13 protein-coding genes are annotated in these 14,411 nt (G+C 46.3%); 6 read left to right on the top strand and 7 right to left on the bottom strand.

The window, feature by feature from the left end:
• The first annotated feature begins 39 nt into the window (after positions 1-39).
• Together H8S64_RS13525 and H8S64_RS13520 are read left to right on the top strand one after the other, a co-directional pair.
• Positions 40-1,662 (top strand): Mfa1 family fimbria major subunit, encoded by a 1,623-nt coding sequence (locus H8S64_RS13525; protein ID WP_186976599.1) that lies wholly within the window; start codon positions 40-42, stop codon positions 1,660-1,662.
• A 93-nt stretch (positions 1,663-1,755) separates the two neighbouring features.
• Entirely contained in the window at positions 1,756-2,721 is a 966-nt protein-coding gene (locus H8S64_RS13520; protein WP_099293193.1) for a FimB/Mfa2 family fimbrial subunit, read from the top strand.
• 8 nt (positions 2,722-2,729) lie between these two features.
• Here H8S64_RS13520 and H8S64_RS13515 read toward each other — a convergent pair whose 3' ends face one another.
• Entirely contained in the window at positions 2,730-3,611 is an 882-nt protein-coding gene (locus H8S64_RS13515; protein WP_436231467.1) for a bifunctional methionine sulfoxide reductase B/A protein, read from the bottom strand.
• Between the two features lie 149 nt (positions 3,612-3,760).
• Between H8S64_RS13515 and H8S64_RS13510 the strand changes: the two genes are divergently transcribed.
• A complete protein-coding gene (locus tag H8S64_RS13510; protein ID WP_186976595.1) occupies positions 3,761-4,303 on the top strand; it encodes an HdeD family acid-resistance protein in 543 nt (180 codons plus the stop codon).
• 162 nt (positions 4,304-4,465) lie between these two features.
• Here the strand turns inward: H8S64_RS13510 and ispE are convergent, their stop codons facing one another.
• Positions 4,466-5,290: a 4-(cytidine 5'-diphospho)-2-C-methyl-D-erythritol kinase gene (ispE, locus tag H8S64_RS13505; protein ID WP_186976593.1), complete on the bottom strand. Its 825-nt coding sequence runs from the start codon at positions 5,288-5,290 to the stop codon at positions 4,466-4,468.
• Between the two features lie 87 nt (positions 5,291-5,377).
• On the opposite strand from ispE, the gene H8S64_RS13500 reads away from it, so the two are divergent.
• On the top strand, positions 5,378-6,082 hold the full coding sequence (locus H8S64_RS13500; protein WP_186976591.1) for a phosphatase PAP2 family protein: 705 nt from the start codon (positions 5,378-5,380) through the stop codon (positions 6,080-6,082).
• Between the two features lie 34 nt (positions 6,083-6,116).
• Here H8S64_RS13500 and H8S64_RS13495 read toward each other — a convergent pair whose 3' ends face one another.
• Together H8S64_RS13495 and H8S64_RS13490 are read right to left on the bottom strand one after the other, a co-directional pair.
• Positions 6,117-6,632, bottom strand: a complete 516-nt coding sequence (locus tag H8S64_RS13495; RefSeq protein ID WP_186976589.1) for a hypothetical protein — start codon at positions 6,630-6,632, stop codon at positions 6,117-6,119.
• A 4-nt stretch (positions 6,633-6,636) separates the two neighbouring features.
• Entirely contained in the window at positions 6,637-8,268 is a 1,632-nt protein-coding gene (locus H8S64_RS13490) for a S8 family serine peptidase (RefSeq protein ID WP_186976587.1), read from the bottom strand.
• A gap of 423 nt (positions 8,269-8,691) precedes the next feature.
• Here H8S64_RS13490 and H8S64_RS13485 point away from each other — a divergent pair, with 423 nt between their 5' ends.
• On the top strand, positions 8,692-9,684 hold the full coding sequence (locus H8S64_RS13485) for a PCMD domain-containing protein (protein WP_186976585.1): 993 nt from the start codon (positions 8,692-8,694) through the stop codon (positions 9,682-9,684).
• Between the two features lie 161 nt (positions 9,685-9,845).
• Here the strand turns inward: H8S64_RS13485 and lgt are convergent, their stop codons facing one another.
• Complete coding sequence (gene lgt, locus H8S64_RS13480; protein WP_186976583.1) at positions 9,846-10,670, bottom strand: prolipoprotein diacylglyceryl transferase; 825 nt, start codon at positions 10,668-10,670, stop codon at positions 9,846-9,848.
• A 321-nt stretch (positions 10,671-10,991) separates the two neighbouring features.
• Between lgt and H8S64_RS13475 the strand changes: the two genes are divergently transcribed.
• Positions 10,992-12,491, top strand: coding sequence for an IMP dehydrogenase (locus H8S64_RS13475; protein WP_186976581.1), 1,500 nt, complete (start codon positions 10,992-10,994; stop codon positions 12,489-12,491).
• A gap of 125 nt (positions 12,492-12,616) precedes the next feature.
• On the opposite strand, the gene H8S64_RS13470 is transcribed toward H8S64_RS13475, so the two are convergent.
• Positions 12,617-13,804: an ATP-binding protein gene (locus H8S64_RS13470; protein ID WP_186976579.1), complete on the bottom strand. Its 1,188-nt coding sequence runs from the start codon at positions 13,802-13,804 to the stop codon at positions 12,617-12,619.
• Between the two features lie 105 nt (positions 13,805-13,909).
• Positions 13,910-14,401, bottom strand: a complete 492-nt coding sequence (locus H8S64_RS13465) for a GNAT family N-acetyltransferase (protein WP_186976577.1) — start codon at positions 14,399-14,401, stop codon at positions 13,910-13,912.
• Positions 14,402-14,411: the final 10 nt, after the last annotated feature.

The raw sequence follows: 14,411 nt of genomic DNA, 5'->3' as shown, positions 1-14,411 counted from the left end.
TTATTAATCACATCTTAATCAATTTGTAAAATGAAAAGAATGAACAAATTTTTTACTTTGGTATTTGCAGCGTTAGCTTTCACTGCATTTACAGCATGTAGCGACGACAAAAGCGGACCCGACGGCGACGACATCGCCCCCGAGGGAGAAGCATGGACTACACTTAGAATAAGCAGCTCCAGCAATTTGGGACGTGCGATAACTAACCCCATGCCGGGTGACACCTATCCTTCCACGAGTCCCGAGGAAACGGAAGCTCAAGAAGTTTTAGCTATTTTCTTTAATGGATATGATGCGACAAGCGTGGTAACAGATGTAAAGCAAATCACGCTCAAACCCAATTCCACTATCAGTGATGCTTTCTTGGTTTCGGACAAATCAAAATCGATATTGGTTATAGTGAACCCGCCTAGCAATTTCCCGACTTTTACCAAAGGACAACCTTTTGCCACGGTAAATGCTGCTCTCGCGGTACATACGGACATCTACACGGACAACAAATTTATGATGACTAACGCCAAAGGTGGTTTGGAACCTTCATTAAATGACGGTTCTCCCGCTGCCGGTTTACCGTTGTTCACGAACAAAGCTGATGCAGAAGCATCCGGTAATGCCATGAAAATCAACGTAGACCGTGTTGTATCGAAAGTACGTGTATACGTAACTTATGCCTCCACAGAAGCTTTTCAGGTTAGAGATGCGAGCTGGGTAATAAATCTCACGAATAAATGGTACTATCCGGTATCAGAGAGAGTTAAAACTTTCTTAGACACACCCACAACGCTTGATGAATACGAATTAGGTACATACCGTATTGATCCGAACTTCGATCACACGAACATTCCCTACCCGTCAGCAGTTTTCAACGAGCAATACGACTTCTACACACAGCAAGACGTGATAGATAATAAGATTACTTGGATCAATCCCGTCAATTCAGCAGATCCCAATCCCGCCGGGAAACCTCAATACTGCGCGGAGAATACCCAGCGTAAAGAGGACAACACCTATGCTTACACGACTCAAGTATTGCTGAAAGCAACCTATTTACCCAAGTACAAAACATTTGACGGTCAAATAATCGACACTCAAGAAGGCAACAATGACTGGATGGACATCAATGGCGGTTTCTACACCTACACCGTGATGTTGGGATGGATCGAGGACGAATTAACCAAAAAGTACCAAGATCAAAACCCGGCAGGATACGTTACAAACGTGACTACCGCTTTCAACAAATACTTGAAGTATCTCGAAGGTAAGGGAGTTGCTAACGTACAGGAAGTAGTTATCCCGAATGACCTCACCGGTACATCGGTAGCAGACCTTGTACAAGCATTTGAGAACCAAAAAGCAGGTGTTGTTGCTAACGGTGCAGATGTGGATACGGACGAGATTGTAAAATACTACAAATCCGGTATCAGTTACTACCCGATCGCTATCAAACATGATAACGACACAGACGGTTCCAACAATGAATTCGGAGAATTCGGCGTGGTTCGTAACTCTATGTACGACATCAAAGTTAACTCCTTCAACAACCCGGGTTACCCGATCATTCCGGAGCCGGATCCAGACAAGAAGGATGAGTTTGAATATTGGTTAGCTATCGAAATCGGTGTTAACCCGTGGACGTGGTATACTCAAGAAGAAAACCTATAAGCGTTCTACGCGTAAAATTAAGTATGGGATTCGTCCCATACTTAATTCACCCAAAACGTGCGTTTCCTTTAATAACAATAGAAAGACAGAAAAATGAAATTCAAAAATCTCTTACGTCAAATAGCATTAGGTATTCTGGTAATCATCCCGGGAATATTCCATTCCTGTGACAGTATTCGGGAAGACCTTAAAGAATGTCGCTTACTTGTTCGGTTCAAGTACGACTATAACATGCTCTCCACCGACGCGTTCCACACGCAGGTCGATAAAGTGGACCTATACGTGTTTGACGAAGAGGGCAAGTTTCTATTCATGCAATCCGAGGAAGGCACTCCCTTGACAACCGGCGACTACCGCATGGAATTGTTTCTCCCTATCGGACAATACAAACTCCTAGCGTGGGCGGGAGTACACGACTCGTACGAGGTAACCAACCTCGAACCCGGCGTATCGACCTTCACCGAGATAGAACTCAAGTTGAAACGCGAGGCATCACTCGTCGTGAACAAACAAGTTGAACCCCTCTGGTACGGGGAATTAGCCGACGTGGACTTTACCGGGATAGAGAACACCTCGACAACCATCAACCTGATCAAGAATACGAATACAATCCGTTTCGTGTTCGAGAATCTGGGCACGAGCAATTTCGACGTGAATGACTACACGTACGAACTCTCCGAATCGAACGGATACATGGGTCATGACAATGCACTGAAGCCCGACGATGTACTGAGTTATCAACCTTATCATATAAACCAGTCCTCTGCCACCACGGGCGTTATCGAACTCAACACCATGCGGCTGATGACCGACCGCCTGAATAATTTTACAGTAAAAGATAAAAACACAGGTGCTACCCTGTTCAACGTAGACCTTACTGATTTTTTCCTTCTGCTCCGTCATGAAGAACATAAAAACAAATGGGGTGACCAAGAATATTTGGATCGCAAGGACGCCTACGACGTGGTATTTTACCTTTCCGGCTCCACCAACGCGTGGTTAAGTATAAGTGTCATCATCAACGGCTGGACGTGGTACTTACAGGAAGAAAATCATTAAATCTAAAATTAATTAAATCTTTTCGTGTACCCGTGGCAATACGGCAGCGTTCCTTTTCGCCCGTAATAATTCTGATGATAATCCTCGGCAACCCAGAAAACAGATGCCGGAGTGAGTTTTGTCACTACATCATATCCTTTCTCCTTCAATTGTCGGATCAACTTCTCGGCAATAGCCTTTTGTTCCGGACTGTTATAAAATATCTCCGAACGATATTGTTCCCCGTAATCCGGTCCTTGCCGGTTCAATTGCGTCGGATCGTGCAACTCGAAAAAGAGTTTAGCCAACGTCTCGTAATCCGTTTTCGACTTATCGAACAACACCCGTACAGCTTCCACGTGTCCCGTTCCCCCTTCGCATACCTCCTCGTATGAAGGATCCTCCACGGTACCTCCCGTGTAACCGGACTCCACGGCAAGCACCCCGGGAGCTTTTTTCATGTAATACTCCACTCCCCAGAAACATCCGCCCGCGAACACGGCAGTATCCACCTTCAACTCGTCGGCAGGTACAAATTCCATTGAAATAGAGTTCACACAATGCCGGGTATTCTTGGAAGTGAATCCCTCTCCCGTGAACACGTGCCCGAGATGAGCCCCACAACGGGCACACACGATCTCCGTGCGTCTTCCGTCCGCATCCGGTACCCGTTTCACCGCTCCCTTTATCTCGTCGTCAAAACTCGGCCAACCGCAACGGGAATCGAATTTATCTTCCGAACGATACAGCGGAGCCCCGCATTGTTTGCAAACATACGTACCCTTTGCCTTGAAATCATAATATTTACCCGTGAACGGACGTTCCGTCGCCTTGTGAAGTATCACTTGTTTCTCGTCTGCCGTCAACTCTTTCTTCTGTGCCATAATCGTGTAATTTACCAAAAACAACATCAATATCAATAATCCTCTTTTCATAACCTCGTTTTAAATCGTGAAACGTATCCCCGTCCATAAAGTTATGCATTTTTCAAGGCAATATAACAACTTTTCCGAAGCTTTTCACATATAAAGGATATGAACTAAACTAAAAATTAAGAGATATGACAACAAGAACTGCAACTACAACAGCCGGACCTAAAGGATTCAGATGGTTATACCTAATCTTGGGCATCGTGCTGTTCGTTTTCGGGGTAGGTATCGTTCGCCACCCTGCCGTGTCTTACTTCGGACTGGCAATGTACTTTAGTATTATGATCATCGTGCTCGGTATCAGCGAAGTGCTGAACGCCTTCGTGGGCGGAAGCTCCCGCAACTGGGGATGGGGCCTGTTTATCGGGTTACTCGACCTCGTGATCGGTTTTGTTTTACTGGTCCATCCCGCGATAGCCGAAGACATACTCCCCTACATCGTTGGATTTATCCTCATGTTCAAGAGTATAGATTTCATCTCCGAGTCCATAGAGATGTCCTCCTTAAGAGTCAGGGGATGGGGATGGATACTCACCGCGGGCATCATCACCCTCATATTCTCGTTCATGATTGTTTTCTTCCCTGTGTTCGGGATATTCAACATTATTATCTGGACAGGACTCAGTTTCATGTTCGCGGGAATATCTTCGTTCATTTACGCTTTCGTGAAATAGAAACGGAACGAGGTTTCTTTAGTTTATAAAGTTCGTAAAGTTTATAAGGTTTATAAAGTAGCGGGTGTCCTTCGGACAATGTTTAACGACAACTTATGCTACCGTCGATAAAGCACCCGCGGGAGGCAATCAACTTTATAAACTTTACAAACTTTATGAACCTTATAAACCCTTTTTCTCCTGCCACACGAAACATCCCGGGAACTCTTTTTCAATGTCAACGGGGTTATCAAACAGTGCGTACACTGCCGATCCGCTCCCGGTCATAGAAACGTAAAGTGCCCCCAAGGACTTCAACCTGTCTTTTATTTCCCCGATCTCCGGGACTTTAGGAATAACCGAACCTTCAAAATCATTCCGGATCACCTCGCTCCATTCTCTCATGGGCAACTTCCCGATCTCCCGCAAATCAAACATCGCGGCACGCGGTACAATCCCCCGGTAGGCTTCCGGCGTGGATACACCCCGGTCCGGTTTCACTAGCACCATCGAGTAAGCAGCCAACGACAAATCCACGGCTTCCATCAACTCACCCTTCCCGAAAGCAAACACCGGTCGGTTCCTCACGAAAAAGGCGCAATCACTTCCCAACCGCTCCGCGTACGCCATCAATTGTCCCTCACTCAACCCCAAAGAGAACAATCTATTCAACCCCACCAGCGTAAAAGCGGCATCGGCAGACCCACCTCCCAAACCAGCACCGTAAGGAATAACTTTATGCAGGTGCACATCGACAGAAGGCAACCCGTGTTCTTCCGCTAACAGGTAGTACGCCCGCGTGACCAGATTCTTCTCCGGGGCACAGTCAATCGGGATGCCCGTCGAAGTGAACGAGCATACTCCCTTGCTTCCTTTCACCTCGTGAATCTCAAGAATATCACGCAAGTCTATCGGGTAAAACACGGTTTCTATATTGTGAAAACCATCCGGTCTTCTCTCTGTGACATAAAGTCCTATATTAATTTTCGCGTTCGGGAACAATATCATGTGTAAACTTTATAAACTCTCTTCTGGCAAATGTAGCATTTTTCAGTATATTTGCCAAAGTAAGCTATCATATAAATATTTCGTGCCATGTTAGAATCCCTGCAATCACTAGACCAAACTATATTCCTGGCGCTCAACGCCCTGCACACACCCTATCTTGACTCGTTCATGTATATATTCACCGGAAAACTGGTATGGATACCCCTGTACGCGTCAATCCTATACGTGTTATGCCGCAATTTCAACCCGCGCATGGCTATTTTCACTGCGATCATGTTCGCGCTACTGATCTTGATCGCCGACCAGACTTGCAGTTCCATATTGCGACCGATATTCGAGCGTCCCCGCCCTTCCCGTAACCCGGAGATCGCGGACATTGTACACCTCGTCAACGGTCGTCGGGGCGGAAAATTCGGATTCCCCTCTTGTCACGCCGCCAACACGTTCGCTTTGGCGTGTTTCACGATGCTACTGTTCAAAAACAGGGCTGTCACCACCTTCTTCATGCTTTGGGCTATCGTCACCTGTTACACGCGCATCTACGTGGGAGTACACTATCCCGGTGATCTGCTTTTCGGCACCGCGGTAGGATTCGCGGCAGGTTTCATCACTTACGGCATCTATCGTTTCAGCCTCCGCGTAAACGGAATCGCCTCCGTTCTGCATTACCAAGAAAACAGGGCTTTAGTAAAACGCCCGCGTAATATGACTCACACGTCAGTCATCATTTACACGGGCTTGCTCACTATCGCCTGCTTCGCCATCTACTGCATCTGGTGGAGAACGAATTGATTTTAGATTTACGATTTTAGATTGAAATCGACAATCACTGAATCATTCTTCTCCCTTTGAATATGACTTTCGGTTCTATCACGAAAGGGATGATCGTCAATGTCGCGCTCAACTCCAGTTCCTCGTCTTTCATTTTTCCCTTGTGGGAATAGGAGAACTTCTGTCCGCCATAGTCCACTTTTCCATCCCCAGCGAGCCGAAAAGCCCCGTCAAGCAGGGTCACGCTACACGGTATCGCTTTCATCTCCACTCCCTCCACGGGCATTTTGAACCCTACCAACTCGAGCCCGACTTTTCCTTCCCCGTCCGTCCCGATCGCCACCTTGCAAGGAATAGGACCGTCGGGAATCAAAGAATTGCCATTGGAATCTTTCGCCATAGACCTGATCTTCTCCGGTATATCTAACGTCGCTTCCCCCTCGTAAACTCCCACCAAGGTCGTCGTATCACAAACGCCCTCACCTTTTTCACCTTTTCCAAAATACAAGATTGCGATAACGAAAGCGATAACTATCGTCACACCCGTTAAAATAAAAATTCTTTTCTTCATCCTTCTATTTTTTCTCTTTACACAATTTTTCTGCCAATTTCACCGATCCGAGGGCGTTCAATATTCCCCCGGAAACACACAAATCCTCGAAATACACCTTGTCTTTTCCCAGAGCCTTAATCCCCGCGGGACGGGTTACCTCCACCCCTCTCCGGGATGTAACCCCATCAAGCAACACCTGTTTCAACTCCTTCACGCTCAATTCCGGGAAGTAATTCCAAATTAGGGCTGCCACCCCCGCCACCACGGGAGCCGCCATGCTTGTTCCGGTAAACTCCTTGTACTGATTCCCCACGATCGTGGAATAAACAGCTCCCCCCTGCGCGAACAAATCGACCTCATCCTTACCGAAATTGGAACTGTTCACGGGCATCCCGTCCGCGTAAGAGTTACCCACGTTAATCAAATTCGCCACCGTCTTCCCGTTACTCAAATACCTTGTCGGATAATCATAAGCATCATTCGTGCAACGACCGTTATTCCCTGCCGCGTGCACAACCAACACCCCTTTCTTTTCCGCGAACCGAAGAGCCGCATCCAGCCATTCCCTGTGCATGGAAACAGAACGTACCAAGCTGATATTGACAATATTAGCCCCGTTCTCCACCGCGTACCGGATAGCCGTGGCAACATCCTTGTCATACTCGTCGCCGCCGTCCGTACACACGCGCAGGCTCATCAACCGCACATCGGCAACCCCATCAATACCTACCCCATTATTCCGTGTCGCGCCGATGATTCCCGCCACGTGAGATCCATGCTCGTGAGGCGTCATCGCGGCATTGCCGTAGAAACGATCTTTGATATTATTCAGGTCATCCCCCACGCTCTTCCGCCCGTCCGCCTCGTAAGCCCGGAGTTTACTATTATAGCGTCCCTCGAAAGTCGTCAAAAGCGTGTGCCGCAAATTCAACATCTGCTCCCAGTTATACTTGGGAGAATATTTCCAACGATCAAGATAATATTCAAACGCCTCCTTATCCGCCGCGTTCTCCAACTTCTCGCCCAAGGCGACAAAATGCTCCTTGCCCAACTCCACGCCGGAATACATTTCTTTCAACTGCCGATCGAACCCGTCCATACGTTCCGAATAAGTCTTCACGTTTATATAAGTGTTATAAGCATCGGCCAATTCAGAGATTTTGGGCAATTCATTCACGTAATAACAATAAAGAGCCCTATCTTTCTTCGATAAGCGATTCGTGTCCACCCCCTCGAAACGCTTTTTCAGATACATATAATACCGGTCTGCTTCCGCCGATATCGTCTTTACCGTACCCCCATCGGGAGTTCCCAGAAAATTCCATCCATGCACGTCATCCACGTACCCGTTCCCGTCATCGTCAATCCCGTTACCCGGAATTTCACCCTCGTTCACCCACAAACTCCCCCGCAAATCCTCGTGCGCGATATCCGCCCCACCGTCTATCACTGCCACCACAACCCGTCGCTTCGGCTCACGTCCTTTCAGGTAATCGTAAGCATCATACACGGCTGCCCCGTGCATTCCATCCTTCTCGACAGACCTCAAATGCCAATCATGAGGCAAATTCTTCTTCGTCCATACCGTTTCCTGCCCTTGCACCATTCCACACAAGCACATACAACAGAACAACATTACATACCAATTTTTCATACAAACATTCTTTTATTCATTATACAAATCATCCATGTATTCCTCCCTCTTGCAACCTCCCGAAAACATAACGAACAACCGACAAAAACGGGGTACACTTACAATTGAAAATGGAGAATTGAAAATTAGCTTCACGAGTTTAAAATTGCCATAATTTTTAATTAGTGGCGTGACAAACTCTCAACCCTTGCTACACTTAACCTACTCTTTACCTACCCTTGAATTGGTCTTAACCCGATGGGTCGGTATACATGTTTGCCGGAATACTTCTCGCTTGTTCTTCTTAATTTCAAACTCGCAAAGCTAATTTTCAATTCTCAATTTTCAATTTTCAATTTTCAATTATATCGGCATACTTCTTGCATGATAACCTAAAGGTTTATCCGCCGTAAAAGATATTCGAACAATAGAAAACAAAATAAAATGAAGAAATTGGTATACAGTAAAGCGATAAAGACTTTATGTCTGGGTATCATCTTGGGAACGAGTATGAACGGTATAGCCCAAACAGCCCCACCGGTCACGGAGAAACTGATTCCTTACGGGGATTTCAACAGTTGGATGGTCCGAATCATCGACGAATCATTCGTTATCGGCGGAAACACGAAAATCCTTTACGAGGTTGCCCCCGTAGATACCATTCGGGGTGCCGTTCCGTACAACAGTTCCCCCGTATCCCCTTGGCGTACATCCAACGTGATGGCAAAAGTCAGCGGTGTCACGAAATGCAGTATCTCCGTGTTCCCGGAGAAAAGAGGTGACGGACAATGCGTGCGCCTCGAAACACTCATGGAAAACTGCAAAGTGCTGGGACTCGTGAATATCACCGTGCTCGTGCCGGGTACCATTTACCTCGGGGAAATGCTGGAACCCATCAAGGATACCAAAAACCCGCAAAGCAAATTGAACGCCGGAATCCCTTTCACGGAAACCCCGAAAGCGGTCGTACTCGATTATAAAATGTACATCCCGGAAACCGACCACCGGATTAAAGCCACGGGATTCAGTAAAATAGTGGACGTCCCCGGGCGTGACTCCGCCGAGATATACGTGATATTGCAAAAACGCTGGGAAGATGCCAACGGCAACGTGTTCGCCAAACGCGTCGGCACCGTGGTAAAACGTATTTCGGAAACAAACCCCGACTGGGTAAACAACCACAGGCTGGAAATCCTGTACGGCGACGCCACCGGACAACCGGGATACAAACCTTTCATGCAACTGATTCCCAAGGAACAATCCCTCTATTGCATCAACAGCAAAGGCAAATCCGTACCTATCGAGGAAGTAGGCTGGGGGGACGCTGACGACCAACCGACTCATCTCGTTTTCCGCATCTCCTCCAGCTACGGGGAAGCGTACATCGGCTCCGTCGGTAACAAATTCTGGGTAGACAACGTGCGATTGGCATACTAATCCCTACCCTTTCCCTACCCCTTCCTGCCCTCATGAACGTAGCATAAACGTATCATGAACGTAGCATAGTCGTAAATCTGCGTTCATGATGTGTTCATGCTATATTCATAATACCCTCTTAAGGTAGCGAATCCATAGCCCAAAGAGCGGGAAAAGAATAACTAACCGTTTCCACGACTTACCCGCCAAGCGAATAACAAAAACAGCATCCCCGCGAAAATAAAAGGAATACTCAACACCTGTCCCAAATCCAGTGACATCTGTTCCTCGAAAGACACTTGACGCTCTTTCAAAAATTCCAACAAAAAACGGGCACTGAATACCGTCACGAGCATCCCTCCCCACAACATCCCCGGGTAACGCCTCAACCCCACCCGCCGGTAAAGCAACATGTTTCCCCCAAAAATAGCCAAATACGCCATCGCCTCGTACAACTGTGCCGGATGTCGGGGTACACCATCCACCCGTTCGAAAACAAAAGCCCAAGGCACACTCGTCCCGCTCCCGACAATCTCCGAGTTGACCAAATTTCCCAACCGTATAAAACAAGCCGCCAACGGCAACACCAAAGCAATCGCGTCCAACGTTCGAATAATCTTCTCCCTCGTTACCCGGGAATAAATCACCAACGCCACAATCCACCCCAGCGCTCCCCCGTGGCTCGCCATCCCCTCGTAGCCCGAAAACACGTACCCTCCTCCCGGCAATTCCCTGACAGGCAAAAAGATCTCCAACGGATGTTTCCAGTAATAATCATACTCGTAAATCAAACAATGTCCTATCCTCGCCCCGAGAAACAAACCCACCAAACTCAACACCACCAACACCTGCAAATGTTCCCACGGCATCCCGTTCCTCTCGTACACCCGCTTCAATATCCACACGGACAACACTGTCCCCGCGATAAACAGCAGGCTGTAGTACATAATCGGCACCCCCAACACCTTAAAAGCCACCGGCTCGACATTCCAACGGATAAACATCATAACAAAACAGATAATCAACTCGAGCCAAAGGTACGTAAAATAGTCAAATATTCCCCGTGTTCCCACGGTAATCCCAAGGTAATACTACCTCATCCCGGTTACAGCACGGGTATTCCCCCGTTACAGCCCCCTTCCCCAAGGGCGAAACAAGCGCAAGCGAAGCGACTTGTAAGTAACGTGAGGTATTACTACCCTAGGAATACGGTATATTTTCCGTGAAATCAAGACACGATAAAAAATAACCTTACATGCGCCCTAATTATTCGGCGGATTTTACTATCTTTGCCCAATTTTTAATCAATTCGTATAAAGATAAACTCTATGGCAATCTATTTGGACGATGTATCAAGAACTTTCGGAGAATATCTGCTTATTCCCGGTTTAACCACGAAACAGTGTATTCCTACCAATGTTTCATTGAAAACACCTTTGGTGAAGTATAAAAAAGGCGAAAAATCGGCTATCGAGCTGAATATTCCTTTTGTTTCCGCGATTATGCAGTCGGTTTCCGACTCGGGACTGGCGATAGCGCTTGCCCGTAACGGCGGATTGTCATTCATTTTCGGTTCGCAACCCATCGAATCGCAAGCCGAAATGGTTCGCAAGGTAAAGAAATTCAAAGCCGGATTCGTTACCAGCGACTCGAACATCACCCCGGAAGCCACCTTGGCTGACGTGCTGGCTCTCGTGAAACGGACGGGACACACCACCATGGGAGTGACTGACGACGGTACCCCGAACGGCAAATTGCTAGGATTGGTAACCAGCCGGGATTACCGCGGGGAGAAAGACCCGAAAGACCGGAAAGTAAAAGAGTTTATGACCCCGTTCTCCAAACTAACCGTGGGAGAAGTAGGTATGACTCTCAGCGAAGCGAACCAAATCATCTGGGATCACAAGCTGAATACATTGCCCATCATAGACAAAGACCAGAAGCTGGCTTACTTCGTGTTCCGCAAAGACTACGATAGCCACAAGGATAACCCGAACGAACTGTTGAACATGACGGACAAGAAATTACTTGTCGGTGCGGGTATCAATTCACGGGATTACAAAGAGCGGGTTCCCGCCCTCGTGGAAGCAGGAGTAGACGTGTTGTGTATCGACTCGTCCGACGGATTCTCCGAGTGGCAAAAAGAAACTTTGCAATGGATCAAGGAAGAATACAACGGCAAAGTACTCGTGGGAGCCGGAAACGTGGTAGATCAAGCCGGATTCCGTTATCTGGTTGAAGCCGGAGCGGACTTTATCAAAGTAGGTATCGGTGGCGGTTCCATCTGTATCACCCGCGAGCAAAAAGGTATCGGACGCGGACAAGCGACTGCCGTTATCGACGTGGCAAAAGCCCGTGACAAGTATTTCGAGGATACCGGTATTTACGTGCCTATTTGCAGTGACGGTGGTCTGGTACACGATTACCACATGGTATTGGCTCTTGCCATGGGTGCCGACTTCTTGATGATGGGACGTTACTTTGCCCGTTTCGACGAGTCCCCCACCAAAAAATTAATGGTGGGAAACAACTACGTGAAAGAATACTGGGGCGAAGGTTCCAACCGCGCGCACAACTGGCAACGTTACGACATGGGCGGCAGCGAATCCTTGAAATTCGAGGAAGGAGTGGATAGTTACGTTCCCTACGCGGGAAAATTGAAAGATAATCTGGACGTAACCATCGGAAAGATCAAATCGACCATGTGCAGTTGCGGGGCAACCACTATCCCCGAATTGCAGAAAAACGCCAAGATCACGCTGGTTTCATCTACCAGTATCGTGGAAGGCGGCGCTCACGATGTAATCTTGAAAGATCACAATAGATAAAAAAACACGAGTTTATCAGGCAACATACTGTAAACTCACACAAAAATACCCGTTGGAAAGATAAACTGGTCTTCTCCAACGGGTATTCCTTTGAACAGGAAAATACAGCAAAGACTCTCCGTTAATTATTCAAATAATTTTGTAGGATTAATACTTAAAAAATCCTCGGCTTTCATTCCTCCATCTCCCACAACCATAGTCATATAAGGATTATACATTTTCCGAATTTCCTCAAGTCCGGCATTATACTTTTCTCTGTTACTCTTCACTTCTATAGCAACAATACGACTTTTTTTCTGAAGAATATAATCAACTTCCTTATCACGTTCCCGCCAATAAAAAACTTTATATCCACCAATAAAAGCGTTACTAATAATATGAGCTCCAATTGCCGATTCAAAAATACGTCCCCATTCTTTACTATTTATAACAGCTTCCTTAAAAGTCAGATCTCCGTAAATATTTTTCAAAGCATTATTATAGACTTGAAATTTCGGAGCACTTGCCCGCTGACGAGAATGGTCAATCGTGAATTTTTGTAATCCGCCAAGTAGTCCACTATCCCCGAGCAAATTCAGATAACTGGCTAAAGTTGTTGTATTACCAGCATCTTGTAACGCTCCGACCATCTTCGTCAATGAAACTATTTCCCCGGAATAAGATGAACCTAATTCAAAAGCCTGTCGTAACAGAGCGGGTTTTCCTATCGGAGAATCATACAAAATATCCTTATTAATTGTAGCGTCAATAATTGCACTATTTATGTACTGACTCCAACGTTCTTCATCATCAATCAAAAATGCTGCACCCGGGTAACCTCCAAAAAAGATATACTGCTCTAACGTCATACCAAAAGCATCCCGCATCTCGGGATAAGACCAATGAGTCATTCTAATTTCCTCAAAACGTCCCATCATTGAATCCGATAATCCTTTTTCCAGAAGCACCCGCGAAGAACCAAGAAGAAGAACTTTAATATTTATATCATTAAATGTATCCTCATCCCACTCCTTCTTTACAACCTCACTCCAATTCTTTATTTTCTGAATTTCATCAATCACTAAAACAAATTCAACATATTTTTCTACACGCATTTGAGCTCGAGCCGTGTTCCAACAATCGGATATCCAAGACACTTGAGTGGCCGGAACATTATCTGCAGAATAGATTTGGAACGGAATATCCAAATCCTTTAGAACTTGTTTGACAACAGTTGTCTTTCCGACTTGCCGAGGTCCCAATACAACTTGCAAGAAATGCCTTGACTCCTCTATTCGCTGTTTTATAATCTGATACTGCTCTCTTTTATACATATATAACAATTTACTCAATGGAATGAGTATTTTTACTCAATAATATATGCAAATATATGAAATATCCTCTACTCTACAAACACCACTTAATATAATATCACCTATTTATTCTTCATCATATTCCAAGTATTTTACCATCTTGTAATTCTTCAGGAATAGACGGTTGGCAGGGTAACTCTGTTCTTTCTCCACCACGAACCCCAATTTCCGGAAAAAAGGATAAGCCGTGAGGCTCACGTCAGCAGTGATTGCCGATACTTTCAAGGCACGGGCTCTTCTCTCCATAAAACCGTACAGGGTTGAAGCGATACCTTGCCCTTGAAAATCTTTATGCACGAACATGGAATTCAAATATCCATTTGCCGACAGCGCGGCAAATCCCAACACATGACCGTCCTCATCTTCTACCATCAAAGTGTAATAAAAATACACGATCTTCTCCCAACGTTCGTCATTTTCCCCGCAGGAAGCCCAGTCTGCCACTTCTTCTGCCGTGTAATCCTGTCTGTTCACTGACAAGACGGTTTCCCGGAATAACTGTTTCAAGGCAGGAATATCCCGGATAGTAGCTTTTCGCACACACTCTATCGCTCTCATATAGAACGAA

This window comes from Butyricimonas hominis (assembly GCF_014287455.1).
Lineage (GTDB): Bacteria > Bacteroidota > Bacteroidia > Bacteroidales > Marinifilaceae > Butyricimonas > Butyricimonas muris.
This window is presented reverse-complemented; position numbering and strand designations above follow the sequence as displayed.